The following is a 26223-nucleotide window of genomic DNA, read 5'->3' on the forward strand; positions in this document are numbered from 1 at the left end:
TCATGCGCTTCACATCCTTCTGTCTGTTGTTCGTGCCCGCCACGCTGTTGGCCGAGGAAGCCTGCGAATGCCCGCACGACCACGCCGACGAGCACCAGCACGATGGTCACCCTGCTGAGACATCGGGGAGCCCGCACCATCCGCATCTTGAATTGGACGAGCATGACGACGGTTGGTTCCACTTTCACCCTCACCTCTCCGCCGCGATCGCGCTGGGAGGGTCGACGTCCGAGAAGAACCTCGGTCTGCTTCGTGGTGGCCACGCGCCGATCGACGACGGTTTCAACCTGCAGGGCATCGAGTTCGGAGCGGTGATGGAGTTTGGCTCGGCCCTCTCCCTCCACACCACCTACAACACCTTCTGGGACCGCTACGACCACTGGGACGGTGAGTGGGAAGACGCCTACCTCGCGCTCACGCTTCCTGCGGGCATTTCGCTCCGCGGCGGTCAGTTCTTCGCCCCCTTCGGCCACGAAAACCAACTCCATCTTCACGACCGAGCGTTCGTAGAGCCACCGATTTCGGTGATCCGTCTGCTTGGAGAAGAAGGACTGGTCGTGCAAGGCGGTGACATCGCGTTCCACCTTCCCGGTCCCGGCGAAAACACCATCTTCCGGTTCGGGTATGGCCAGTCGCGGAGCCACTCCCACGGCGGTGCGCGGGATTTCCGCAGGGATCTTTACCAAGAGGCGCTCGAGCACGCCGGTGAGGAGCATCATGATGATGACGACGATGATGATCACGACCACGAGGAGGAGGAACACGCCCACGGTTTCGCCGGAAATGGTGGCGTCTATGACGTCGACGATGCCTATCTCGACGATGGCTTCTTCTTCGCCCGTTTGGAAACCGACGTTTGCAGTGGTTACGGCCTGAACCGTGCCGGCGTGTCGTTCGCCGCCGGGGAAAACGGCTTCGGCCGCACCACCTGGGTGGTCGGAGCTGACCTGTTCGGCACGTTCGACCTGGCCGGCATGCCGTCGTGGTGGCGGGCGGAGGCGTTTTACCGGTCGGTCGACGCCTACGACCGCGCGGGGCTGCCGGGCCACTTTGACGAAACCGGCATCTACGCCGCATGCGGTTGCGAATTCGTCCAGGACTGGATGGTCGCCGCCCGGGTCGAATGGGCCTCGGGAGACCGCATGGCCGGTGCGGAGCGCCGCCTCCGGGCCTCGACCAACGTTGAACATGTCTCCCATCTCGCCGAGTTCGCCGACCTTCACACCCGTCTGCAGTACACCTTCGACGACCTCGGCGGCTACGGCACCGAGCACACGGTCTGGCTGCAGTTCGTGCTCAATCTGGGCGCCGCCGAGCACGGCCACGACCACTGAGGCGGCGGCCTTTTCCCCCACCCGCCGACTTGCTTCCCGGCCCATCCGGGCAATGCTGTCGGCGATGAAGACGACGTCCCTCCTCGCCCTTCTGCTCGCGGCGCCGCTACTTGCCGACGAGGCCGAAAAGAAAGACGACTACGCCAAGGAGCCGGAAAAGAAGGCATCGCCCCACGTTTTCGGCTGGCCGTTTGTCGAGTGGGAGAAAATGCAGCCGCGCGGCGGCTCGACCCAAGGCACCGAGGTCACGCTCGCCGAAGCTCCGCGTGCCGGATGGAAGGAACTCCGGGCGGACGGCTTGTCGGATGTCGAGCGCGACCGTCGCGCGATCCTCGCAATGGCCGGCGACTACCGGGTGAGCTTCGACTTCCTCGAAACCCTCGGGTTCTCCGACGACTACACACCCCCACGCCCCTACTTCTCGTGGGGAACCGAGCACGTCGAAGTACTGGAATCGTCGGAGAAGTTCATCCAGCTCCAGCACACGCTGGTGATGTATTTCAAGAACGAGGAGGGGGAAGAAGTCGGACCGATGGTGATGAAGCACTGGCGGCAGGACTGGACCTATGAGCCCGCGGAGATCTGGACCTACCGCGGCGACCTGACTTGGAAAAAGATCCCCGCTCCCGACCCGAAGGGCCGCTGGTCCCAGGCGGTATGGCAGGTCGATGACTCACCGCGCTACGAAGTGGTCGGCAAGTGGTCCCACGAAGGCGGGCTTTCCACGTGGCGCAGCGACAACTGCCCGCGCCCGCTGCCCCGTCGCGAGTTCTCGGTCCGCTCCGACTACAACATCCTCGAGGGAGTTCACGAAATCACGATCGCTCCGAACGGGTGGCTGCACACGCAGAACAACCGCAAGCTGTCGCGCGAGAACGGCTCCGAACACTACGTCGGGTTGGAGGTCGGCATCGACCGCTACGAGGCGATCACCGCCCCGGATCTCGCCACGCCCTTCGCCGATTCGTGGAAGAAGACGGCGCCTTATTGGGAACAAGTCAGGACCGCTTGGAGCGATGCGTTGGACGACCGGAAAACCCTCAAACTCAAGCCGAAGGTCGAAGACCAGAAGCTGTGGCAAGTGCACTTCGCCAAAGCTGGCGAACTCGAGGCCGAGGATTCACCGGATCATTCCGGCGATGCCGAGCACGCGCGTGAAACGCTCGAGCGCTTCATCGTGAAGTGACCGCGGATCCAGGCGTCCGGCCCGCGAGCCTGTGGAGCGAGCTCCGGCTGCTGCCGCGCAGCTACTGGATTCTCTTCAGCGGCACGCTGATCAACCGCTTCGGGCACTTCGTAATGCCCTTCCTCGCCCTCTACCTGAGGAGCGAGGGTTACGCGGGCTGGGTCACCGGTGCCAGTCTCACCTCGTACGGAGCCGGCACCCTGCTCGCCAATCTCGCCGGCGGCTACTTCGCCGACCGGGTCGGCCGGAAGCCGACCATCCTCGTTTCTTGTGCCGGCGCGGTGGTGACCATGCTGGCGCTCTCGCAAGCGCAGACCCCCTTGATGCTGATCCTTCTGAGCGGGATCGTCGGACTCGTCAGCGCGGTGTATTTCCCGGCTGCCAGCGCGCTGCTCGCCGATCTGGTGCCCGCCCCGCTGCGCATCCGTGCGTTCGGTTGCCAGCGGCTTGCGACCAACCTCGGCTTCGCGCTCGGGATGGCCACGGCCGGCCTGCTCGCGGCGCACTCGTTTCTTCTGCTGTTCGTCATCGATGCCGCCACCACCGCCGTCCTCGGCCTGATGGTCCTCATCGGAGTCCGGCCCGGAAACCCTCCGAAGTCGGACAATCCCGGATGGGGCATTGCCTTGGCCGCGATGCGGCGAAACGGCGCCTACCTCCGCACCGTGTTCGCGTCCTTCTGCATGGCCGTCGTTTTCTGGCAGCTCAGCAGCACGTGGGGACTCCACATTACGAACATCGGCGGCCATGCCGAGGATGCCTACGGCTGGCTGATGGCGATCAACGGGATCATGATTGTCGCCTTCGAGCTTCCCCTGACTTCGTTCACCCGACTCCATCCCGGACCCAGAATGATGGCACTCGGCTTCCTGCTGAGCGGCATCGGGATCGGCCTCAGCGCATTCGGCGGAGCGATCCCGCTGATGATTGCGGTGATCGTCGTCTTCACCATCGGCGAAATGATTTCGTCACCGGTGGCCCACAGCTACGTCGCCGCCATCGCACCCGATGACATGCGCGGTCGATTCATGGGTGTGCTCGGAGTCTCGTGGGGCAGCGCCGCGATGGTCGGCCCGGTCGCGGGCATTGCCCTGTTCGAATACTCGCCTGTGCTGCTGTGGGTCGCCTCCTGCCTGCTCGGCGTGCTGGCGGCTGCCGTTGTTTTCGGAATCCGACCGGACCGGGCGACCTGAAAAGGAAAGGACCGCGCGAGCCCACTCGCGCATTCGGAGGTAGGGTCGACCGCCCCCGGTCGACCGCGATGAGTTCTCCAGGCCTGCATCTTCCTTCACGCTCCGGCGGACCGGGGCGGTCCGCCCTACCTTCACGAAAGGCGTCGCCGACCCGTTGAATGCGCGACTGGGCTCGCGCGGTCCGCTTCGCGATCAGGTTCGATAGGGCGTGTCATCCTCCGCGACCCGTCGAGCCGACCGCCCGTCACCGAGCAGATCCGGGATTCTCGCAGCCAACCACTCCCTCGCCGCGGCCGTCTTCAACGCACACTCCCAAACGGTCACCACATGCCAGCCGAGCCTTCGCACGGCCTCCTCGTTGCGAGCGTCCCGGGCGCGGTTGCCCTCGATCTTGGCGGTCCACCATTCCGTCCGCGACTTCGGCATCCGAAAGGCCGGGCAATCCTCATGGCCGTGCCAGAAGCAGCCGTGGACGAAGATCACCGTCTGATACTTGGGCAGCACGACATCCGGCCGCCCCGGGAGCTCCCGGTTGGCTGGCCCACTGACGGTGAAGCGATAGCCCAGCCGATGCAGCATCGAGCGCAGAAACAACTCCGGCTTGGTGTCGCGCCCCCGGATCCGGGACATCACCTCGCTGCGCTTCTCCCGGCTGAAAATGTCGGCCATCTGACGGTAACCCTACCCTGCCACTCTCCAGCCGTCGAACGGATCGCACTATCGCAGACCTACCCATGCGCGAATTCGACAACAAAATGCTCAATAGTGAAATTGACCGTCTCGTGATGCATCCCGATCCTGCCAAGAAGCCAGTTTTCGATGCCGCCGGGTTGGTGGACGTCTGGATCAACCGCGTGTCAGGGCAGTATCGCAGCGATCTCGGCAACCAGCCACGGCGGCATCTTCATCTCCGGAGGACCCCTCGGCACGGGGGTGACAGGGTTCTACGGAGCTTCCCGTAATCCGCCTCGCATGAAGACCTTCCCCGCATGGCTCGCCGCGCTGTCACTCACGCTTCTGCCGGCGTTCGCCGGGCAAGAGCAGAAGGGTGACGAATCCCTGATCACGAAGTCGGAGCGCATCGTGTTCCTAGGCGACTCCATCACCGCGGCTTGCACCTACACGTCCAACTTCGCGACTTGGGCGGAGATCCGGTTTCCAAAGCATCACGTCGAATGGATCAACGCCGGCCTGTCTTCCGAGACGGTCTCGGGGTTGAGTGAGAAAGGACATGCCGGCGGGCGTTTTCCCCGCCCCGATCTGCACGAACGGCTCGGGCGGGTACTCGAGCAGACCAAGCCTGATCTTGTCTTCGCATGCTACGGGATGAACTGCGGCATCCAGATGCCGTTGGACGAAGAACGCTTCGCCAAATACCGCGAAGGGATCGAGTGGCTGAAAAAGGAAGTGGAAGCCGCCGGTGCGAAGATCGTGTTCCTGACTCCTCCCTACTACGATGAAATCCGTAATCCGAAGAAGGCCTACTACACCGACGTTCTCGCCGAATACTCCAAGTGGCTTCTGGGACGTCGCGCCGACGGCTGGAACGTCATCGATGTGAACGGCACGATGACTTCGTTCATCGAGGAGAAACGGAAGACCGACCCGAAGTTCAGCCTGCAGCCCGACGCGGTGCATCCCAACCCTGCCGGTCACTGGCTGATGGCCCAAGGCATGATCCGCTGGTTCGGCGACGAGGAGGCGGCGAAATCGGAGTCGGTCAAAGCCATGCTTGAGGCCCGCGGCCAACCCGCCGGGATCGCCCAGCTCTGCCATCAGCGGATGACCGTGCTCCACGACGCGTGGCTGACCGCCACCAAGCACAAGCGCCCGGGCGTCCGCCCCGGCAAGCCGCTCCCCGAGGCCAACAAGATCGCCGCTGAACTCACCCAGCGCATCGACAGCCTGAAAAGGTAGCGATCGAAAGGTAGGGACACGCGCCCCCGCGTGTCCGCAGGGTGGCCAGGCCTACCCTTCAATTCCCCTCGCCCCCGGGCCGAACGGCTGCTATCTCCCCCGCCCACCGATGTTCGAAGTCCGCGAGAAACCGCAGATGGTCGAGCGGGCGCTGCTGGTGCGCCTGTATTTCGACCCGCGCGAAGCCGACGAGTCCGAGGCTCTCCTCGAGGAACTCGAGGAACTCGTGCGCACCCTCGGCATCGGGGTGGTCGACAAGCTCCTCGCGAAGTCGCGCTCGATGCACAAGAAGTTCCTCTGCGGCACCGGCAAGGCCGCCGAGATCGTCGAGCTCGCCAGGGCCCACGAGTGCGACTGCATCGTCTTCGACAACCAGCTCGCCCCCTCGCAGCAACGCGAATGGGAACGGGCCGCCGACATGTGCGTGATCGACCGCGAGGAGGTGATCCTCGACATCTTCGCCCAGCGCGCGAAGACCCGCGAGGCCCGGCTCCAGGTCGACCTCGCCCGGATGCAGTACGCCCTGCCGCGCCTCGCCCGGATGTGGGGTCACCTCGACCGCGAAGGCGGCGGTGGTTCCGGCGGCTCGGCCGCCGCACGGGGCATGGGTGAGAAGCAGATCGAGGTCGACCGCCGGATGGCCCGGGTCCGCATCGACCGCGCCAAACGCGAACTGGAAGACGTCCGCAAACAACGCGCGACCCAGCGCCACGCCCGCGAGAAGCTCGAGACCCCGCACGCCGCGATCGTCGGCTACACCAATGCCGGCAAGTCCACACTGCTCAACCGTCTCGCCGGGGCGGACGTCCTTTCGAAGGACATGCTTTTCGCCACCCTCGACACCACCACGCGGAGCATCGAGCTGCCCGACGGTCAACCGCTGCTGCTGACCGACACCGTCGGCTTCGTCCGCAACCTTCCGCACCGGCTCGTGGAAGCCTTCAAGGCGACACTTGAGGAAGCGGTTCTGGCGGATTTCCTCATCCACGTCCTCGATGCGTCCTCTCCTGAAATCGAGCGATTCCACGACACCACGCTGGAGGTTCTCGAAGAACTCGGCGCGGGCGAGAAGAAGTCATTGGTGGTGCTCAACAAGATCGATCTCGTCACCGACCCGGAGCAACTTGAGCTCATCCAGCGCCGTTTCCCCGACGCTCTCCACGCTTCGGCCCTGACCGGTCTCGGCATGGAACGGATCCTCTCCGAGTGCTCGCACCTGCTGGCGGATCGCGTCAGCCGGATCCGCTACCGCATCCCGCAGAGCCGCGCCGACCTCGTCGGCTTGCTCCACCGCGACGCCAAGATCCTCTCGACCGACTACGAGGGCAACGACGTCCTCGTCCATGCCGTGGTGCCGCCCGCCATCGCGGGGCGGCTGGAAGAGTTCGTCAGCCAGTAGTCATCGGCGCCGCATTGCCAAACCGCCCTCGGGCTGGCAAGAACACGACATGCTCCGGATGCGCGCCTCCGCCTTGTTTGTCGCGGGCTGCGTGTGCATCCCGAACCTGAACGGTGAGACATCCGGAGAAAACGAGTCATCGATCGGGCTGTTCCAGCTCGGACGAACCCTCCGGTCGTGGTCCATCGACGACGGCTTGCCGGGCAATTCCTGCACGACCATCGCGCAGACTCCCGACGGCTACCTTTGGCTAGGGTCGAACGCCGGACTCACCCAGTTCAACGGCACGCGATTCAAGAGCTTCAACACCGACAACCATCCGGACATCGAGCACAACGACTTCCCGTTCCTTGTTCTGGCGGAGAACGGAGAGCTATGGGCGATGAATCCACGCCTCCAGACCTTGATGCTCCGCGATGGCGAGTTTGTCAGTCTGCAATGGCCCGATCGCCCGCGAGGCAACCTACAGGGCGCCTGCGCGGCTCCGGGAAGCGGAGTGTTCGCAACCAACATGTTCGACAACGAGTCGGTTCTTCTCCACCTGACCGAGACCAGCTGCGAGGTTCTTACCGATCCGCAGAGACGTCTGGCCAACCCGCTATCGCTCGAGGCCGACGACGGCGGAGCCGTCTGGCTGGTCACCCGCACCCGCCAGTTGCTTCGGCTTGAAGGCAGGAGCTTCGTTCCTGCAGGGGTGCCGGGGCCGGTAGGAACCACCTTCCGCCTGCTCGACGGAACCCTCGCCCTCGTCGACCGAAGCGGAGTCCTGCGCTACGAAGATGGGAAGTGGGTGCGGCATCTGTCCTTCCGATCGGAGCTGCCGAGCCCGTGGCGGATCAACCAGTGCTGCCAGGACGGCGACGGAAACTATTGGATCGCGATTCCGTCGGAAGGCATCTGGCTGGCGCGACCGGACGGAACCTGCCACCGTCTGATCACCCATCCGAAGCGCCTCGATGCCGCACGGGCTATCTTCCGCGACCGCGACGGATCGGTCTGGATCGGCAACCGTCCGGGTTTGTCTCAAGCGCTGCGCACCCCTTTTACTTCGGTCCCGGTTGTCGATCCGTCCGCGCCGCCCCTGATCACAAGTATCTCGGAAGACGGCGAAGGCACCCTGTGGTTCGGCGCATCCGGCGGCCTCTACCGGCTCACAAGGGAATCCGGGCAGCTGGAAAAGGCCGGCGATTTCCCGCTTTCGCCATCGGTGATGGTGGAGGGCCGGAAGCCTGAAGGAGCATGGGTCGCCGATGTCAGCTCGCGAAGCTTCTACGAGGTCGACCGTAGCGGTGAGGTCCGGTATCTCCCGGAACTGGAGAAACTCACCGACAGGAACCAGCCGACGGGTATGGCGGCCGACGACGGCGGCTTCTGGTTCTCAACGCTTTCGGGTCTGTTCCGCTACTCGGCAACCGATGGCGGACAGGCCGTCCCCCTTCCTCCGATCAAGAACAAGCCGGTAATGAAGGGAGTATTCCGGGGCCCGAACGATGACATCCACGTGATCGCCTCCGGCTTCGGGTTCCTTCGACGGGACGACTCGGGCTGGAAACGGGTCCGGGGCCGCCCGGGAGAAGGCGCCACTTATGACGACGCCGGCCGGCTTTGGGTCATCCACGGATTTCAGAAACAGATCGGCTGCACCGACGCCGACGGCCACCGCCTGCGTGACCTCGGAGGAACTCTACTCGGCGAGGGGGCGTTGACTGGGATCGTCAGCGACCGACACGGCGGACTGTGGTTCACGACCCCATACAGCGGCGTGTTCCGCGTCGAGGCCGATGCCCTTTACCGGTTCGTCTGCAGAGAAGCGGATTGCCCGGAGGTCGTCCGGTTCGACCGGAATGACGGACTGGCCTCAAGGGCATGTTCGTGGATGCAGACCGGGGTTTTCCTCTCCAGCGACGACCGGATCTGGGTCGGCACCGCCGAGGGGCCTTCCGTCATCCATCCCGAGGACTCGCTTCTCCGGGAAAAGGAAACTTCGACCTTCCCGGTGCACCTCGAACAAGTGCGGGTCGACGGGAGTGAACAGTTCGTCGGAGTTTCCGGAAACGATCGAGGACCGGGCCAACTGCCGGCTTCGGCAAACCGGATGACCTTCGAGTATTCCTCCCTCGATTTCGGTTCCCCCCGCTTCATCGGATTCCGGCACCGAATCCGCGGCCTCGATGACACTTGGTCCGCGGTTTCATCCGACCCCACAGCCGTCTATCAGAACCTTCCACCAGGCAACTACCGCTTCGAAGTCGAAGGGGTCAGCCGCGGGCAGCTGGCGGCGGCATCGGCCGGTTGGAAATTCAACATCGCACCAGCGTGGTGGCAGCGGAGGGGCATCCGGCTGGCAGCCGTGATGATCGTCGCGCTGATGCTCTATGGTTTCTACGCATGGCGCATCCGGGCATTCCGGCGACGTCAGGCCGAGCAAGCGGCCTTCTCCCGACAGCTCATCGATTCGCAGGAGGGAGAGCGGAAACGGATTGCCGGGGAGCTTCACGACAGCCTCGGTCAACACCTGCTGCTCATCAAAAACTCCGCCGAACTCGCCCGCCGCAAACTCGATAGCGAATCGCCGGTTCGCGAACGGCTGGCCGAAGTCACCGAGATCGCCGGCGACGCGATTCAGGAAGTCCGTGACATCACCCGCGACCTCCGTCCGACCGCACTCGACCGGCTCGGCCTGCGGGTCGCCACCCGTTCGATGATTGAAAGGGTCACCGAGCACTCGTCCGTCGGGGTAAGCCACGAGCTCGAAGGACTGGATGCTGATTGGACGGAACACCAACGGATCGCGATTTTCCGCCTGATCCAAGAGGCCCTCAACAACGCCCTGCGCCATGCCGAAGCGAACCGGATTCACGTGGTGGCCCGTGCTCCCTCCGACACGCTCCACCTTGAAATCGCCGACGACGGCAAGGGATTCGTTCCCGGATCCATCCAGAGCGGCGGCCTCGGATTGACCGGCATGCGCGAGCGCACCACGCTGCTGTCGGGCAGCTTCCGGGTAGTTTCTTCTCCCGGCCACGGAACCCGGATCCTCATCGACATTCCCCTGCCCGCCGCCAAATCATGAGCCAGATCATCCGCGTGCTCGTCGTCGACGATCATCCGATCGTGCGCAAAGGCATGGCCCAGATCATCGGGGAGGATCCCGCGATGGAGGTGGTCGGCAATTCGTCCAATGGCGAAGAGGCGCTCTCCTTCCTCCTGACGAACCCGGCCGACGTGGTGGTCAGCGATTACGAAATGCCCGGCATGGACGGCATCGAACTCGCCAGACGTCTCGCCGGACTCAAGCCACCTCTGCCCCTCGTGCTGCTCACCATGCACAAGGATGAGGATCTTTTCAATGCGGCCACCGACGCCGGGATCTGCGCTTACCTGCTCAAGGACGAGGTCCTCGACAATATCGCGCAAGGCATCCGGGCCGCGTCGGGCGGCGAGTCCTATGTCAGCCCTTCGCTCGCCCAGTTCGTCATGCGCCGCTCCCGCAGCACGCAGGACCTGAAGGAACGCCACACCGGGCTCGACAGCCTGACGCCCGCCGAACGTGCCGTCCTCAAACGCATCGCATTGAACCTCGCCAGCAAAGAGATCGCTTCCGAACTCCACATCAGCCCACACACGGTGACGACCCACCGGCGGAACATCGCGCAGAAACTCGAGCTGACCGGCAAGCATCCCCTCCTCAATTTCGCGCTCGCCAACCGGTCCGCGATCCTGAGTTTGCCTGACTGAGGCATACCAAGGAGCAGGTAGGAGAAATCATCCCAGGAGGCGAGAGCCAGGTTCACGCGATCCGGCTAGGCTGGGGATTGTGACCTACCTCCTTGTCGACGACTACGCCGCCGCCCGACGGCTCGTCCGTGACCTCCTCGAGGGGCCGGACGTCGTCATCCACGAGGCGGAGAACGGCATCGAGGCAGTCGCTTCCTTTGCTAGCCATCGTCCCGACTGGGTCGTGATGGACATCGACATGCCTGAAATGGACGGCCTCGCCGCCACCCGGGAGATCCGCCGCCGGGAACCCTGCGCCTCCGTGGCCATCGTCACCCAGCACGACTCCGACGACATGCGAATGGCAGCCGCCGATGCCGGAGCGAAGCACTTCCTCACCAAAGACCGGCTCCTCGACTTGCCCGACCTCCTCCACTCCGACCTCACCCACCCATGAAGCGTACCCTCCCTCACATCCACTTCGTCCTCCTTTCACTGCTCGCCGCATTCTCCGCCTTCGCTCAGACCACCTACGAGTGGAGTGACGACGCCAACAACAACAGTTGGAACAACTCCGGCAACTGGCGCAACAGCAGCGGCAATATCCCGGACGGAACCAACTACGGCGCCTGGTTCAACAGCGCCCGCAACGCCGGCACCAAGGCCTACGTGACCAATGAAGGGGGCGACCAGGGCACCGCCCGAACCCTCCACACGCTCAGGGTGACCGGAACCAGTTCATCCCACAACTGGCGCATCTACGCCAACCAGGGCGAGGTCTCGAACGGCGCCGTCAGCGTCACCCTTCGCAACGTCCTCAACACCAATCTCACCGGCAGCAGTTCTCTGGAACTTTATCACACGCTGAACATTGCCGCCGGCCGGACCGTGGCATGGACCAGCACCGGCGCGAACGTGATCCTGAACGAACCGCTCGGCGGCAGCGGCATCCTGGATGGAGACAACACCGCCGGCGGCGGCATCACCCTGAAGACCGCCGGAAGTTTTTCGGGAACCATCAATACCGGGAAAAACGAGGTCGATATCGACCACGTCAACGCTCTCCAGAACGCCACCATCAGACTGGAGGACGCAGCCACAGCCAGGCTTGACTACATCGACGGCGCCAACCTCAGGGCAGTCACCGGGTCGGGGCTCCTCGGATTGATCGCCGGAAGAACGCTGAATGTAGGAGCCGGTGCGAATTTCGTCTTCTCGGGCCCCATCACCGGCGGGGACGGCACCACCTTGGTGAAGAATGGAAGCGGTTCGTGGACGATCAACGGCGGCAGCAACACGCATAGCGGAAAAACCATCGTCAACGCCGGAAAGATCGTCGTCGGACACGTCAACGCGCTGCAGGGAAGCGAAGTGGTCCTGAACACGGACAACGGCCTCGACATGAGCGTACTCGGCGGCGCCGGGAACACGGTGACCATCGGCGGACTGAGGGGGTCAGGCGATCTGAACATCTACGACGGCACGCTGAAGATCAATGGAACTTCGAGTGCCAATTACACCGGCTCGCTCACAGGCACCGACGGCAGTCTGTTGATGCAGGCCGGAAACGTCACTCTTGCCGGGTCGTCGAGCTTCAATGGAGACATCACTGCTAATGGAGGCACCCTGACCATTGCGGGAACGTTGAACGCAGGCGGCGATCTCACGGTCAACGGCGGCACCACGAATCTGACAGGCGATATCAACTATGCCGGATCGACGACGGTGAATCGCGGCACGCTCAGGGTCAGTAGCGCCACCCAGATCCCTTCCTTTCTGGGACTGGTCATCATGGATGGCAGCGGAGGCATCACGATCGACGGAGTCTCCCAGAGCATCCACGACATTCTCTGCCCGTCCGCGGACGCATCCCTCTTCCTTCTCGGTGGAGCGGAGCTGATTTTGGGAGAGGACAATGACGATATTCTCTTCCCCGGCGAGGTCAGGGGGTTCTCGAATTCTCCGACCCTGCGCAAGCGGGGCTCCGGAACGCTGACATTGGCCGATCCCTCCGCCACGTTCACCAGTCTCACCGGAGAGCTCCATGTCGAAAACGGCGTGATGAGCTTCGGCGACGGTACCTTCCCGTCACGCTTCAATCCTTACGAGGGACTGGTCAATTCATCGACGGTGGTGTTCAACCTGGGCGATGGGAACCTGACGGATTTCTTCTGCGACTCGATCTCCGGAACCGGAGAAGTGATCGTCCGCAGCGGAACCATCGCCTACGAAATGTTGGGAAGCGGCTCACCGACGCATAGCTACTCCGGCGGAACGTTGCTGGAGGGCGGAACGGTCTTCGTCCGGTCCGTCAACGAGATCGGCACCGGTCCGATACACTTCGACGGGGGCGCGCTCGGAATCGACATTGCGGGATTCTCCAGCACAAATGCGTTCTCCAACAGCTTCGTCTTCGGCGGTGACGATGTGATCATTGACACCAAGGCGGGCGCGAACCTGCTGTGGCGCGAGTTGATGACCCACACCGGCGGCTTCGAGAAACGCGGAGCCGGCACGGTCATCTTCAACCAGAGCCACATCTACCAGGGATCCACGCTCGTCAGCGGGGGTGTTCTGCAGTTCGGCAATGGAGGCACCAACGGACTGCCCGGACCCGCTGGCGTAGTGAACAACGCCACCGTGCAATTCAACTACGGGAGCTTCGACACCACCTTCAACCGGGACATCAGCGGCACCGGCGGGGTCGTGGTCGCAGGCAGCAACACCCTGACCCTTACCGGCACCAACACCTACTCCGGTGGAACCACCATCCAGTCGGGCAACCTGACCGTAAACAGCTCCACCGGATCTGGGACAGTCACGGTGGAATCCGGGACAACACTCAACGGGTCAGGCTCGGTCGCCGACCTGTCCGTCGACGCGGGTGGCACACTCGCCGGGAACCTGACCATCACCGGTGCGGCGGACGTCAACGGTCTCGTTTCACCCGGGAACTCCACAGGCACACTCAGCTTCCAAGGCGATGCCGACCTCAGGGGTTCCACCTACACCGTGGAGATCGATGGATCCTCGGCGGACACTTTGGCGGTGACCGGGAACCTGAACATCAACAATGCCACCCTCGACATCCGGGAAATCGGCGGCGGGGCGACGGAACCCGCCTACACCATCGCCACCTACGGCTCGCTCAGTAACACTTTCAGTAGCGTCATCGGCATTCCGTCCGGATACACGCTGACCTACAACTTTGCCGGCAACCAGATCGCCATTGTCAATTCCGCCCCGCCCAATTGCGTCGGCATCGCCCCCCGCGATCTCGGACCGACCAACGCCGACACTCTGGTCTTCGACGTCACCTTCGACAAACCGGTGCAGTTCTTCAACCGGCTCGGCGACCTCGTGGTGACCAAGGATCCGACGCTCAGCTACTCATTCGGCGGCATCACAGGAAGTGGTGACACCTACGTGCTTTCCCTCGACAATGTCAGCGGCGACGGAACCATTTCTGTCTCGGTCGACCTCGACGACGGAGCCTCGACCGTGAACGACGGAGTCGGCAACAATCTCGCCTCAAGCGTCACCAGCAATCAGGTCTCGGTGGACCAGACACCGCCCGCCGCAGCCATCACCGCCACCAGCGGGCTGAACCCCGACAGTTCCGTCGAGTTTGCACTGACCTTCAGCGAGCCGGTGCAGAACCTCACTGTCGAGGACCTGTCCGTCTCCTTCCCCGGGACCCACTCGACCCCTGTCATTTCCGGCGTGGACGGCATCTACACGGTCGTGATCCCGGACGTCGTCGGCCAAGGCGACATCACCCTCGGAATCGACGCCGGAAACGACGTGGAAGATCCTGCCGGAAACAGCCTCGGCGCCAGTGCCGCGAGCGACACCGTCGCCATCGATCCGGTGTGGAAAAACGCTGCCGGGGGACTTTGGAGCGACGCCCTCAACTGGCAGAATGGCGTGACTCCCCTGCCGGCTGGCCCCGCCCGATTCGGGCAATCCACCCTGAGCGGATCCATCCAAGTGGACGTCAACGGCAGCCGAAGCGTCGGCGAGTTGATCTTCTCGGGGGATGCCAGCTATGAGCTGATCAACAACCAGCTCACTCTGACCGATGGGGCCATCCTTTCGTCGGGAAGTGGCAGCCACACGATTGTCAGCGACCTTTCGCTGCCATCCGGAGGGGTGTTCGACCTTGCCGCACCGCTTACATTCAGCGGAACACTTTCCGGAAGCGGAGCCGTCACCAAAACCGGACCCGCCCCACTCTCGCTGGGCGGAACGAACACGCTCAGTGGCGGCATCACGGTTCAGGCAGGCGACCTGCTCATCGATAACACCAGCACAGGTTCGGGCTCGCTTACGGTGAATCCGGGTGCCGCCCTGCGCGGATCCGGAACCATCCCTGGTCCTGCGATCATCGACGGCACACTCGCACCCGGGCCAGACATCGGTGAGATCGATTTCCAAAGCGGTGTCGATCTCACAGGCGCCACTTACGAAATGGACATCGACGGCCCCTCCAACGACACCCTCACCGTGGCCGGCACGATGAGCGTCAACCAGATGACGCTCGATATCCGGGAAACCGGCGCGGGCGCTACCGAGCCGGTCTACATCGTCGCGGACGCAGACACCGTCGCCAACAGCCAGGGAAGCTTTCCCGTCACCGGATTGCCGGCAGGGTATGAGGTTCGGCGGGGCTACACCTTGTTGGACGGGGACCCGAAACTGGCTCTCGTCATTTCCAGTCCGCCGAATTGCATCAGCATCACGCCGCGTGACACCGGCCCAACCAATACCGGCACGCTGGTCTTCGACGTGATCTTCGACAAACCCGTCGTGGCCTTCAACCGCCAAGGAGACATCATCGTCACCAAGGATCCCGGCGTCAGCCACACCTTTGGCAGCATCACGGGGCGCGGCATAGAGTTTGTCGTAACACTAACCAACATCTCCGGCGACGGCTCCATTTCCATCGCAGCCAGTCCAAACGACGGCGGACAGCCTACCCGCGACGAGGTGAATCAGACGCTGGCGTCCAGCGTCACCAGCGCGCCCGTTGTGATCGACAACACACCTCCGGTGATCTCACCCAACGGCAGCGATCCCGCCACAGTCGGCTACAAGGCGGCCTGGTCCGACCCGGGAGCCACGGCTAGCGACAGCGTGGACGGCAGCGTCGCGGTCGTCACCGGCGGCGACACCGTGAACACGTCCTCACCCGGCAGCTACACCGTCACCTACGACGCCACCGACGATGCCGGCAATCCGGCGGCACAGGTCACACGGACGGTGATCGTCCTGACCGCGTTCGAGACGTGGGCCGACGCCAATGGGCTTCCTCCCGGCGAAGACGGTCCGGACGACAATCCCGACGGCGACGACAGGACCAATCTTGAGGAGTTCGCCCACGATGGCGACCCGCTTGACCCGACGGACGACGGCAAACGCCGCGTCTCGATTTACGACCACCTCGGTACGCGCTTCCTTTCACTGACGCTACCCGTCCGGAGTGGCGCGATCTTCAATGGATCTCCAAGCGTCAGCGCGACCATTGACGGAATCGTCTACTCCGCACACGGCTCATCGGACCTCACGACCTTCGATGCGGATGTCATCGTCGGCTCGGCAACCGACGCTGCCGGACTACCCCCGCTCTCCGCAGGATGGGAATACGTATCGTTCTGGTTGGGCGATGACGTCACGCTACAACCGAAAGGCTTCCTGCAGATGGAGGTCGTCGAGGAGCAGCCCTGATTCGGGCAAAATCTCAGCACCCCATGAACTGCCAGAACCGGCCGGCTCCGGGTTGCAGCGGCGCGCGGGCACCCAAAGGACGCAGGTTGATCGTGCGGCGGTTGCCTTGAACGATCACGTCGAGGAGCAGCGGCTTGTTCTTGTCCACCGATTCGTCGAGAGCATCGAGCAACTCGCGAGCGTTGTGGAGGGCCTGCCCGTTGGCGGAAACGATGAGGTCGCTCTTCTCGACACCCCAGAAGGTCAGCAACCCGTCGGGAGATGTGCGCGTGACCGACAGCCCGCCTTCGATCTGTGGCTGCAGATGACGGCGCTGGGAGTCGTCGAGCTCCTCGACGGCTACTCCAAGGTCGACCAGCATCGGCGCGACCGCAGGCGTTGCCTCGGCATCGAGTTTCGAGATCGCCGATCCCAAAGCGCTCTTTTCGATCTCCGACAGTTCCGCTCCATGCTTCCGAAGAAGATGCTGGAGCGCCGCCGCTTCAAGGCCCGGCGAGACTTCGGCGGCGGCTGGCTCGGCCGCACGTTTGCACTCAGTGGCCGGTTGACCGGCACCGTTGACGGCGAGCACCGCCACGGCGGCAACAACGGGTATCCATGGGGTCGTCTTGTTCATAACGATCCCATGGAATCACACCCCGGGGCAGCCGTGGGTAAACCGTCCGTAAATCACGCGCTGCCCGCGTGCGGGCTCCTGCTGACAGGAGCCCGCACCACGGACATCAGGCGGGCTCCGGCCCGTAGGCGGCGTCCTTCATCACGTTCGCGAGCGTTGTGTAGGTCAGAGCCCAGGCCTCCTTGTGCTCGGGCGTCCAGACCTCCCCGAGACCCTTCTCCAGAGTGTCGAGCAAGGCGGCACCGACGGTGTCGTAGTGCTCCGCCTTCACGCCGTATCCGACGTGGCGCTTGCCCATCGCCTGGATCGCTCCGATCAGTTCGTCGAGCTTGTCGAGCCCGCGCACGGCGGTGGTGATCATCAGCATGAGCTTCTTGCCCTGCTCCTTCATGTCGGCGCTCGCGAAGAGCGGTTTGACGTCGGGATCGAGCTCGAAAAGGCGGGCATAGAAAAGCTCCGCAGCGGTTTCCGAAATCGGAACCACCTGCTCCCAGCTCCCCTGCACGAGGTTCTTCTGTTCTTCGGTCATGACGATTGAAATCGGGGTGTTACTCGAAGGGGATGCGGATCACGACTCCGCCCATCACATCGCCCATCTTGAACTCGGGGAAGCTGTCCTCCTTATCCGGATGGTTGTTGTGGCAGAGGAAGCAGGCTTCTGCGACGGCCTTGTCGGGGTAGACGCCGATGAAATACTTTTGCCCGGCGATCTCCTCTTCGCCCGTCCACTTCTTCGACTCCGGATTGTCGACGAGATACTTCAGCCCCTCCTGGACCTTGTCGGTCTGCTTCTTGGCGTTCTCCTTATTCAGAGGCCAGAGGGACTGCAGCGAGTACGAGAAGTCCACGGCTTTCCCCTCGACAAGGTCCACTTCCTCGGCGCCCATCCGGAAGACCTGTGCCGGAAGCGGAAGGGCCTTCTCGTCCATGAAGTTCTCATGGGCCTTGATGACCTCCTCTTTGTTGACGAGTCGGGTGACGACCTGCTTCGCGTAGACCTTCCGGTCGGCGGCGAGCACGGTGTAGACCGTATCGGCCATTTGCTCGGGAGTGAAACCTCCGGACGTTGCCGTGGCGGTTTCGGTCTTGCTGCAGGACGGGGCGACGACGCCCGCGACGACGATTGCGCCGGTGAGGGCGATGCGTTTTTTGGTATTCATTGGTTCAGTCGGTGTTGTTCGGTTCGGGAGAAGGGTCGGCAGTCATCTGCCGGATGAGTTCGAGAATCTCGGGGTCCTCGCGGTCGATCGCGCGCTGGCGCGACCAGTCGCAGCTCTCGACGTGCACCTCGGGCTTGCCGGTGAAGTTGCGATCGATCAGCTCGCGGTCGGCGAGCGCATCCATGGCGAAGGGCAGGCCGTGGCACTGCTGGCAGACGGCACGGAGCATCTTCTCGTTCGGCGTAAGGTTGGCGTTCTGGTTGTGCTCGACGCGAAGGCCGTTCCTGCCGTCATCCACCCGCGGCATGTGGCAGGTGGCGCAAGACACCCCGCTGCCGGCCGGCGCGGCCCCGCTCAACTCGCGCTCCCACGCGGCAAAGTGCGGGCTGTCCACATAGGCCTTCGTGTGATCGTCGTCGTGGCACTCGACACATGAGGCGTAGGACGCACGCCGCGTATCGAAGTCATGGGCAGCGTGACAGGACGTGCAATCGAGAGCCCGGTGAGCAGCCTCCGCCTTCATCGGCTGGCGGGCCGCCCCCGGAGTCATCGGGGACAATCCGGCGGCGATGCGCATTCCATGTTTGCCACGGAAGAAGCCGTCCTTCTCGTCATCGTGACACGTTCCGCAGGTCGCCACACTGACGCTGTCGCTCCACTCGACACCTTCCGGTTGGTGGCAGTCCGAGCAATTCACCCCGGCGAGCGCGTGGGCATCCTGACTCCATGCTTCGGCGTGCGAAGCCATGTCGACGCCCGTGGGCGCATCCGCATCCCCGATCGCCAGCGCCTTGGTCTCCCGGTTGGCTTTGAGATATGCGGCGAGACTTCCGAGCTCCCCGACCTGACCCGCTTCCAACATCGGCGGCTCGACCGAGTGCAGGGCGAGGTGCCGTTCGTAGAGCGCGCGGTTGTCGTGAAAGTTGTGACAGCCCGCCGTCGCACAGGTGTCGAAGCCAAGACCCTTGTGGGTCTCCCGCTCCTCGACCGTGGTCTGGTGACAGTAGGTGCAGTAGTCAGCCGGAAGCGTCACTCCCATGGCGCCCGTCGCTTCGGGCTCATGCTCGGTGTGGCACGCCACGCAGCTCATCGCGTCGATCTTCTCGAGGAACGGCCGGTTCTCCGGCTTCTTGAACTTCACCACGGGGTGGGAATCATCGGCATCCTCGAGATCCTGGTCATGGCACGCGAGGCACGCCTTGTTGGAAACCGCCGAAACCAGCAGTCCGTCCGGCTTCGTATCGTGGCAAACCGAGCACTCGAGCTCGATCTGGTAGTGCCCGTGGGACGTCTCGCCAGGCATGACCCATGTCTTGTCCTCGGCCCGGAAGAACACGTTCGCGCACACTGCGGTGATGACCCCCGCTAGGAGGAGCCACGCGATGGCTTGGGAACGACGGCCGAAACGGATACGCATTATGATGAATCTAGTAGATGTAGGCGGCGGCGATGTGGAACGCGACGAGCACCGGCAGCGGCCAGAAGAACACGTAGTGGGCGACGGTCAGCCCCGGGCGCAGGCGCCTCGCCAGCGAGGCAGCCCTCGGACCGCCCCGGGTCTCGAGGCCCGCAGCGACCCCGGCGACCGCGCCGAGCAGGTTCAGCCCGACAAACACCGCCATCAGGCAGGCGTTGAGGTTGTCGCCGAAACGGAAACCGGTGTGCGCGAACAGCGCACCGAGGGCAACGAGCCCGAAGGCGGCGTGGAAGACGCGCCACTTCGCGAACGCTCCAAAGCGGAATCTCGGAAGGCGTTTCCTCAACGAGATCAGAAGCCCCAGCAGCGACACGCCCAAGAGCGAGTAGCCCGTGATCTGCTTCGGCAGAGCGTCGCTCCAAAACCGGTCGAGCGCGTAGTTGAACGATTCGACACTGGTCGCCACCGGAACCTCGGCCACCGGCACCAGCACCGCTGCCACCAGGGCCAGCAGGGCAATCGCGATCAGCAGCAGCGGCGACATCGCCCTGCCGGGCGCGGCGGGCGATCCGCAGAGTTCGGCAAGCAGGGGCGCGCAGGAACCGCAAACGGTCGACGCCCCGGTCGCCTCGGCGAGTTTCTCAGGACTGGCCGCGCCGCATGCGATCGCCCGGCAGAGGCCATCCTTGGTCACCGACATGCAGTTGCACACCATGCGCTCACCCGGCCATGCCAACACGCTCGCCGACGCCGCTCCCGCATCGATCACGCCTTCGGCGGCGAAGCGGGCCACTTCCTTGTCTCTCAGCGCCCTCCCCTCGCGGTACCAACCGTGGATCTGGCTCGACTCCGGCCATTCTCCGATGCCGAGCGCTCCGACCGGGACCCGACGCGGATCGAGCGTGATTGCCCGGTAGATTCCATCCCCCTCGAACTCCACCGTTTCTCCCCGGTCGAGAGGATCACCGATGGTCACCACATCGATCCCGAGCATCTTCAGCCGTGTCGACAGATCGGGTCGCTCGAAATCGGGAGGCCGTTTCCCCGCCAGCTTGCGCGCGACATGATGAGCCATCGACACCGCCGGAGCCGCGAGGCCGTAGATCTGTCCTTCGTGGAGCGCGCACTCGCCGATCGCGTGCACCTTCGGGTCGGAAGTCGCCAGCTGATGATCGACAACGACCCCGCCCCTCACGCCACACTCAAGTTCGGCGGCGGCCGCCAGTTCCGAGTTCGGCGCGATCCCAGCCGAGATGACGATCAGGTCGCATGTTAGCGCTGCTCCATCCTCCGGCACCAACTCAAGACCTTCCGCTGTCCGGCGAATGGCCTGACCGGCAAAGGATCCGTGAAATCCCAGCCCGAGCGACTCGAGCTTTCCGGTGACCAAGGCGCCAGCCTTCGCGTTCAGCTGGCGTGGCATCGGGAATGCCGCCCGCTCGACGATCGCGACCTTGAGACCCAGCGTTTCAAGGGCCTGCGCCGCTTCGAGGCCGAGCAAGCCACCTCCGATCACCACCGCCTTCGAAGCTTCCCCGGCAGCCGACATGATCGCCTCAAGGTCATCAATGGTCCGGTAGACAAAAACCTTCTGCAAGCCGACGCCTTCGAGCGGGGGCACGAATGCCGCCGACCCGGTTGCGAGCACGAGTTCGTCGTAGGCTACCTCCACCCCGCTCTCGGTGACGACGCATCCTCTCGACCGATCCAGCTTGGAAACCGGATCGCCAAGTTTCAGTTCGATGTCTTGAGCCGAGTACCACTCGGAGTCCCGGATGGTCAGCGACGCCTCATCGCGTCCCTTCACATAGCGGGAGAGCCGGACCCGATCATAGGCGGGTCGCGGCTCGCCTCCGATCACCGTGATCCGGAACTTGCGGTTCAACCGGAGCGCGACCGCTTCCTCGCAAAACCGCACCGAAGCGATGCCATTCCCCACCACAACAAGGGAGGGCAGCGTGCTTGCGGATGAACCGGCGGATCGACGAGGCATCAAGCTTCGTTCTCAAGCATGCCTCACGCCCCGACCGCCCGCTTGCCATGCCTAGGGAATGAAGAAAAAGGACGTTTGGTATGAGCGGGCTTGCTACTGACCAGCTCGACATGAGCATGATTTCTCGATGTTTTTTCCACCCATGCGGACCGCGCATACTTTACCGCATCCCTATACGGCCGAGCGCGATTCTCGACTCATCCCGAGGCCTCGCCTCACGCTTCCGCCTCGCGCCTTGCCGACCGCAACGATTCCGCCCAGCCTGAGCCCGTGAGCCTCCCCTGCTCCAACTTGCTGCCGGCCCCAGAAGCATGAAGGAATCCCTCGCCGAGTTGGAACGCTGGGGCGCCGATGTGATTTTCGGACGCGCCCGGGGCTTTCGCGCCGGGATGACGCGGCTGGCGATGAGCGCCTTGTCGGGCGTGTTCCGCATGCTGGTCCGCACCCGGCTGCTGGTTTTCCGCCGCCGCTGGAAGCAGCAGGCCCATCTGGGGACCCACGTCATTTCGATCGGCAACATCACCGTCGGCGGAACCGGCAAGACCCCGGTCACGGAAATGCTCGCCCGCACGCTGCGCGACCGCGGCCGGAAGGTTGCAATCCTTTCCCGCGGCTACAAGAGCCGGAAGCTCAAGGAGCCCCAGAAGTGGAAGGACGAGAACCAGATCCCGGTAGACCCCGACGAAATGCCCAAGGTCGTGTCGGACGGACGCGCGCTTTTGCTGGACTCGAAGTACGCCGGTGACGAGCCATTCATGCTGGCTCAGAATCTCAATGGCGTCTCGGTGGTCGTCGACAAGGACCGGATCAAGGGCGGACGCTTCGCCGTGAGGCAGCTCGGAGCCGACACCCTCGTGCTCGACGACGGCCTGCAGTACCTCCGCCTCGCCCACGGCACCGACATCGTTCTCGTCGACCGGACCTCGCCCTATGGCACCGGTCACCTGCTGCCACGCGGCACGCTCCGCGAGCCTCCGGCCAACCTGTGCCGGGCCAGCTACATCCTGATCACCAAGTGCGACGGCTCACCGAACGACGCGCTGGTCGAGGAACTGCGCCGCCACAACCCGTTCGCTCCGATCATCGAGTGCGCGCACGGCCCGCGCTACCTGGAGGAGCTTTTCACCGGAAAACGCCAGCCGCTGGAATTCCTCCGGGACAAGTGGGTCGCGGCGATCTCGGGCATCGCGGTGCCGGAAAGCTTCGAACGCAGCCTCGAGAGCCTCGGGGCACGGGTCGAGATCCGACGCCACTTCCCCGACCACTACCGATTCACCCGCAAGGAGATCGACGCCTTCATGAACCGCTGCATCGAGCGCGACATGGAGTTGGTCGTCACCACCGAGAAGGACGCCGTACGATTCCCGAAACCCACCGATGTCACCGTGCCGATCTGGTTCCTGCGGATCGAGGTCGAGATCCTGAAAGGGCACGACGAGTGGGAGGAAATGATCGACCGCCTCTGTCACCCCCACGCCCCGGGTGACCCGATCCTGCGCTTTCGTGAAGCCTACGGGATCTGACCGGGTTCGCTTGCCAACACCCGGAAGCTCTGCCATCTGTCACTCAACCTCAAAACACGCATGGACTCATTCAATCCCTACGCCAGCAATCCGGTCATCACCGCTCCCGAGGAGACTCGGAGCGATTTTGTCCGCAAGACCTACGGCCACCTCGCAGCCGCGATCGGCGCCTTTGCCGTCATCGAGTGGCTCCTGATCTCGCTGATCCCCGCCGACACCATCTTCGGCCTCCTCAATGCCAGCCCCTACAGCTGGCTCATCGTGCTGGGAGCGTTCATGGGAGTTTCGTGGATTGCCAACAAGTGGGCTTACGGCGGCGCCTCACCCGGCATGCAGTATGCCGGACTCGGCCTCTACGTGGTGGCGGAAGCCGTGATCTTCCTGCCGCTGATCATGATGGCCACCATCTACGACCCGATGGCCATCGGAAAGGCCGGGGTGGTCACCGGCCTACTGGTGCTCGGCCTCACGACAGTCGCCTTCACCACACGCAAGGACTTCAGCTTCCTTGGTGGGTTCCTGAAGATCGGCTTTTTCATCGCGATCGGACTGATCGTCGCATCGATCTTCATGCCCGGACTCGCGAGCGGCATGGGACTTTGGTTCTCGCTGGCGATGATCGTGCTCGCCTCGGGCGCCATCCTCTACAACACGAGCAAGATCATGTATCACTACGCGCCGGGTCAGCACGTCGCTGCGGCCCTCTCGCTGTTCGCGAGCGTAGCACTGCTCTTCTACTACGTCCTGATGCTCTTCATGCGCCGGGACTGAGAACCCCGGAGTTCAGCAACGCTTCTCAAAGGCCGGTCGCCTCAAAGCGGCCGGCCTCTTTGTTTTTCCGGACCTTGCCCGCTTCGAAGACGGTTCCGTTCATCGCCAGGTAAACACCGGGCGGCTTCGACTGCACCGCGCCCAGCGCGAGGCCCAGATTGAAAATCGCGTCGGTCACCCGGAAACGGGCCGGTGCCAGCGCACCGGTGAGCACGATCGTCTTGCCCTCGATCCCGATCAGTGACTCGGCGGTATCGCTCATCGTATCGGTGCCATGGGTGATGAGAATCGCGGTCTCCCCGGCCGCCTCGCACGCCTCGCGGATCGTCACCCGGTCGGCTTCCGTCATCTCGAGGCTGTCCTTTCGCAACAAGGGCTGGAGCTCCCACTCGACCCCCACCGCCGCCTCCCGAAACACATGGGGAACGGTCGGCTCACCGATCTCGTACTCCGAGGTGGCATCGAAGTAGACCTTGTCGATCGTGCCACCGGTGGTGATCACGCGGATCTTCATGACTTCGGCAAAAAGAATCCGCGCTGCTTGTCCGAGATCGGCAGACCCAGCTTTTCCATCACCTCAAGCATGTCCTCCCAGATCTTGCGCTTGTCCGAAAGGGCGGCATTGCCGTGAAGCAGGTAGGCCGGATGGTAGGTGACCCGCACAGGAATGCCTTCGAACTCGTGCCAGCGGCCGCGCATCGCGCCGACCGATCCGCTTAGCCCGAGCAATCCTTCGGCGGCGGTTCCACCGAGTGCCACGATGCACTTCGGCCGCACGACTTTCACCTCCTCGCGGATGAAAGGCAGGCACGACGCCATCTCGTCGAGCGTCGGCTTGCGGTTGTTGGTCGTCTGATTCGGCATCGCGGGCCGGAACTTGACGATGTTCGAAATGTAAACGGCGGGGCGCTCGAGGCCCATCGCCTTGAGGATGTCATTTAGCTTCTGTCCGGCTGGACCGACAAACGGCTCGCGCTGCCGCTCCTCTTGGTAGCCCGGTGCTTCGCCGACGAGCATCAGTTCGGCTTCGGCCGCACCGGTCGAGAACACCATAGTCTCCCGCAAGCTGCCCAAGGCCTTCGCGGCCGGCCACTCGGCGGCCTGCAGTTTCAACGACTCGATTCGGGCCGCCGCACTCTCGCCCTCGGCGCGGACTTCGGTGACGACCACGGGTTTCGCGGCTTTCGGGGTTTCGGCGACCGCCTCTCCGGCACCTGCAGCTGCAGACGCCTTCGGTTTTCCACCACTCCGCGCCTGCCGGTGCAGTTCGCGCAGCACCTCCTTCGCCTCTTCATCAAGGTACACATGCTCCACACCCCGGGCCTCCTCGGCTCGCAGGTGCTCCAGCAAAAGGTCGACCGGCCGGCTCACGGACCGAGCCTACGCGCCCACCCCGACCCCTTGCAACGTACGCGTCGAAATCGGAACCGACAAATCCACCACGCGGAGCCGCTTCCCCGTCGAAACAGGTGCGGAGAGGAAGAAATCCCTCCGCAAATCCGTATCATTCCCGGACAATCCAAGCACTCCGATGATCCGAATCGTCCTTCTTTGCGCTTCGCTGCTGGCTCCCCGCCTGATGGCCGGAATCGACGTCGACATTGATGCCTACGGCGAAAGCCTGGGTGGCTGGAAGGACAACACCGTCGACTACGCCCTGTCCGGCGCCAACTACCGCACCTACAAGCCCGAAATCACCCCGTCACCCGACGGCGGTATCTTTGTTTCCGTGCGGATCGACCACCGTCGCGGCTGGCTGGCCAGCGACGACCACGCGGTGCTCGAGGTCAGCTTCGCGCCCGACGGCTCGGTCAGCTCCGCCAAGTCCACCTTGGCCATCCAAGGCCGGACGATCTCGAGCGACCTGATTCGCAGCTCCGCCAATGCGGGTGCCAAACTCACGGGTGCCGAGGGCGCGGTGAAAGTCGGCGCCAACCTGGTGGCCGACCTTTCCAGCAAGCTGCTGCTGGAGAAAATCGTCGAAGCCGGCCGCGTCTCCTACCCCGCCGCGGTCCGCCACAACTACAACCTGCTCTACCAAGCCCTCCGTCAGCACACCGAGCCATCGCTGACCATCGATCCGCCGGCTGCCGAATCCGAGGAGCCCGCCAAGCCGGCGAAGGCCCCGGCCCTCGAGATCAAGCCCTACGGCGAGAAGGAGAAGAAGTAGGAGTGGCGCTTTCCAAGCGCCACCAGTCCGCCGAAGCCTCGGCGAAGGCGAATGAGCGGGCGCGGCGACCTCCGGGTCGCGCTGCCTACACCTCTGGAAG

The 26223-nt window shown here is 63.8% G+C and carries 20 protein-coding genes; 12 read left to right on the plus strand and 8 right to left on the minus strand.

From position 1 onward, the window contains the following. Positions 1-2: 2 nt before the first annotated feature. The 3 genes from HAHE_RS05110 (at position 3) to HAHE_RS05120 (ending at position 3713) form a co-directional block, all read left to right on the plus strand. Positions 3-1334 carry a hypothetical protein gene (locus HAHE_RS05110; protein WP_338689139.1) on the plus strand — a complete coding sequence of 444 codons (1332 nt, stop codon included), beginning with the start codon at positions 3-5 and terminating at the stop codon, positions 1332-1334. A gap of 64 nt (positions 1335-1398) precedes the next feature. Further along, on the plus strand, positions 1399-2520 hold the full coding sequence (locus HAHE_RS05115; RefSeq protein WP_338689140.1) for a DUF6607 family protein: 1122 nt from the start codon (positions 1399-1401) through the stop codon (positions 2518-2520). After that, positions 2517-3713, plus strand: a complete 1197-nt coding sequence (locus HAHE_RS05120) for an MFS transporter (protein WP_338689142.1) — start codon at positions 2517-2519, stop codon at positions 3711-3713. The genes HAHE_RS05115 and HAHE_RS05120 overlap by 4 nt, the downstream gene beginning before the upstream one ends. Positions 3714-3905: 192 nt before the next feature. On the opposite strand, the gene HAHE_RS05125 is transcribed toward HAHE_RS05120, so the two are convergent. Then, on the minus strand, positions 3906-4382 hold the full coding sequence (locus HAHE_RS05125) for a DNA mismatch endonuclease Vsr (RefSeq protein ID WP_338689144.1): 477 nt from the start codon (positions 4380-4382) through the stop codon (positions 3906-3908). 303 nt (positions 4383-4685) lie between these two features. Here HAHE_RS05125 and HAHE_RS05130 point away from each other — a divergent pair, with 303 nt between their 5' ends. The 6 genes from HAHE_RS05130 to HAHE_RS05155 all read left to right on the plus strand — a co-directional run bounded on the left by HAHE_RS05130 (position 4686) and on the right by HAHE_RS05155 (position 16473). Continuing rightward, complete coding sequence (locus tag HAHE_RS05130) at positions 4686-5630, plus strand: SGNH/GDSL hydrolase family protein (RefSeq protein ID WP_338689146.1); 945 nt, start codon at positions 4686-4688, stop codon at positions 5628-5630. 109 nt (positions 5631-5739) lie between these two features. Further along, positions 5740-7029, plus strand: a complete 1290-nt coding sequence (gene hflX, locus HAHE_RS05135; protein ID WP_338689147.1) for a GTPase HflX — start codon at positions 5740-5742, stop codon at positions 7027-7029. Between the two features lie 49 nt (positions 7030-7078). Then, on the plus strand, positions 7079-10102 hold the full coding sequence (locus tag HAHE_RS05140; protein WP_338689148.1) for a sensor histidine kinase: 3024 nt from the start codon (positions 7079-7081) through the stop codon (positions 10100-10102). Further along, positions 10099-10767 carry a response regulator transcription factor gene (locus HAHE_RS05145; protein ID WP_338689150.1) on the plus strand — a complete coding sequence of 223 codons (669 nt, stop codon included), beginning with the start codon at positions 10099-10101 and terminating at the stop codon, positions 10765-10767. Before HAHE_RS05140 ends, HAHE_RS05145 begins: the two co-directional genes overlap by 4 nt. 79 nt (positions 10768-10846) lie before the next feature. After that, a complete protein-coding gene (locus tag HAHE_RS05150; protein ID WP_338689151.1) occupies positions 10847-11203 on the plus strand; it encodes a response regulator in 357 nt (118 codons plus the stop codon). Continuing rightward, positions 11200-16473 (plus strand): beta strand repeat-containing protein, encoded by a 5274-nt coding sequence (locus HAHE_RS05155; RefSeq protein ID WP_338689153.1) that lies wholly within the window; start codon positions 11200-11202, stop codon positions 16471-16473. Before HAHE_RS05150 ends, HAHE_RS05155 begins: the two co-directional genes overlap by 4 nt. A 13-nt stretch (positions 16474-16486) precedes the next feature. Here HAHE_RS05155 and HAHE_RS05160 read toward each other — a convergent pair whose 3' ends face one another. The 5 genes from HAHE_RS05160 to HAHE_RS05180 all read right to left on the minus strand — a co-directional run bounded on the left by HAHE_RS05160 (position 16487) and on the right by HAHE_RS05180 (position 21659). Beyond that, positions 16487-17089 carry a PDZ domain-containing protein gene (locus HAHE_RS05160; RefSeq protein ID WP_338689154.1) on the minus strand — a complete coding sequence of 201 codons (603 nt, stop codon included), beginning with the start codon at positions 17087-17089 and terminating at the stop codon, positions 16487-16489. A 106-nt stretch (positions 17090-17195) separates the two neighbouring features. Then, positions 17196-17618, minus strand: a complete 423-nt coding sequence (locus tag HAHE_RS05165) for a globin family protein (protein WP_338689155.1) — start codon at positions 17616-17618, stop codon at positions 17196-17198. A 19-nt stretch (positions 17619-17637) separates the two neighbouring features. Next, on the minus strand, positions 17638-18249 hold the full coding sequence (locus HAHE_RS05170; protein ID WP_338689156.1) for a DUF3365 domain-containing protein: 612 nt from the start codon (positions 18247-18249) through the stop codon (positions 17638-17640). 4 nt (positions 18250-18253) lie between these two features. Then, positions 18254-19666, minus strand: coding sequence for a cytochrome c3 family protein (locus HAHE_RS05175; RefSeq protein WP_338689157.1), 1413 nt, complete (start codon positions 19664-19666; stop codon positions 18254-18256). Positions 19667-19676: 10 nt separating this feature from the next. Further along, a complete protein-coding gene (locus tag HAHE_RS05180; protein ID WP_338689158.1) occupies positions 19677-21659 on the minus strand; it encodes an FAD-dependent oxidoreductase in 1983 nt (660 codons plus the stop codon). A 311-nt stretch (positions 21660-21970) separates the two neighbouring features. On the opposite strand from HAHE_RS05180, the gene lpxK reads away from it, so the two are divergent. Together lpxK and HAHE_RS05190 are read left to right on the plus strand one after the other, a co-directional pair. Continuing rightward, positions 21971-23182, plus strand: coding sequence for a tetraacyldisaccharide 4'-kinase (lpxK, locus tag HAHE_RS05185; protein WP_338689159.1), 1212 nt, complete (start codon positions 21971-21973; stop codon positions 23180-23182). A gap of 60 nt (positions 23183-23242) precedes the next feature. Beyond that, entirely contained in the window at positions 23243-23953 is a 711-nt protein-coding gene (locus tag HAHE_RS05190; protein ID WP_338689160.1) for a Bax inhibitor-1 family protein, read from the plus strand. 25 nt (positions 23954-23978) lie between these two features. Here the strand turns inward: HAHE_RS05190 and HAHE_RS05195 are convergent, their stop codons facing one another. Together HAHE_RS05195 and HAHE_RS05200 are read right to left on the minus strand one after the other, a co-directional pair. After that, complete coding sequence (locus HAHE_RS05195; RefSeq protein ID WP_338689161.1) at positions 23979-24467, minus strand: asparaginase domain-containing protein; 489 nt, start codon at positions 24465-24467, stop codon at positions 23979-23981. After that, positions 24464-25324, minus strand: coding sequence for a uracil-DNA glycosylase (locus tag HAHE_RS05200; protein WP_338689162.1), 861 nt, complete (start codon positions 25322-25324; stop codon positions 24464-24466). The genes HAHE_RS05195 and HAHE_RS05200 overlap by 4 nt, the downstream gene beginning before the upstream one ends. A 160-nt stretch (positions 25325-25484) precedes the next feature. Here HAHE_RS05200 and HAHE_RS05205 point away from each other — a divergent pair, with 160 nt between their 5' ends. Next, entirely contained in the window at positions 25485-26123 is a 639-nt protein-coding gene (locus tag HAHE_RS05205) for a hypothetical protein (RefSeq protein ID WP_338689163.1), read from the plus strand. Positions 26124-26223 lie beyond the last annotated feature (100 nt).

Source organism: Haloferula helveola, assembly GCF_037076345.1.
GTDB classification, from domain to species: domain Bacteria; phylum Verrucomicrobiota; class Verrucomicrobiia; order Verrucomicrobiales; family Akkermansiaceae; genus Haloferula; species Haloferula helveola.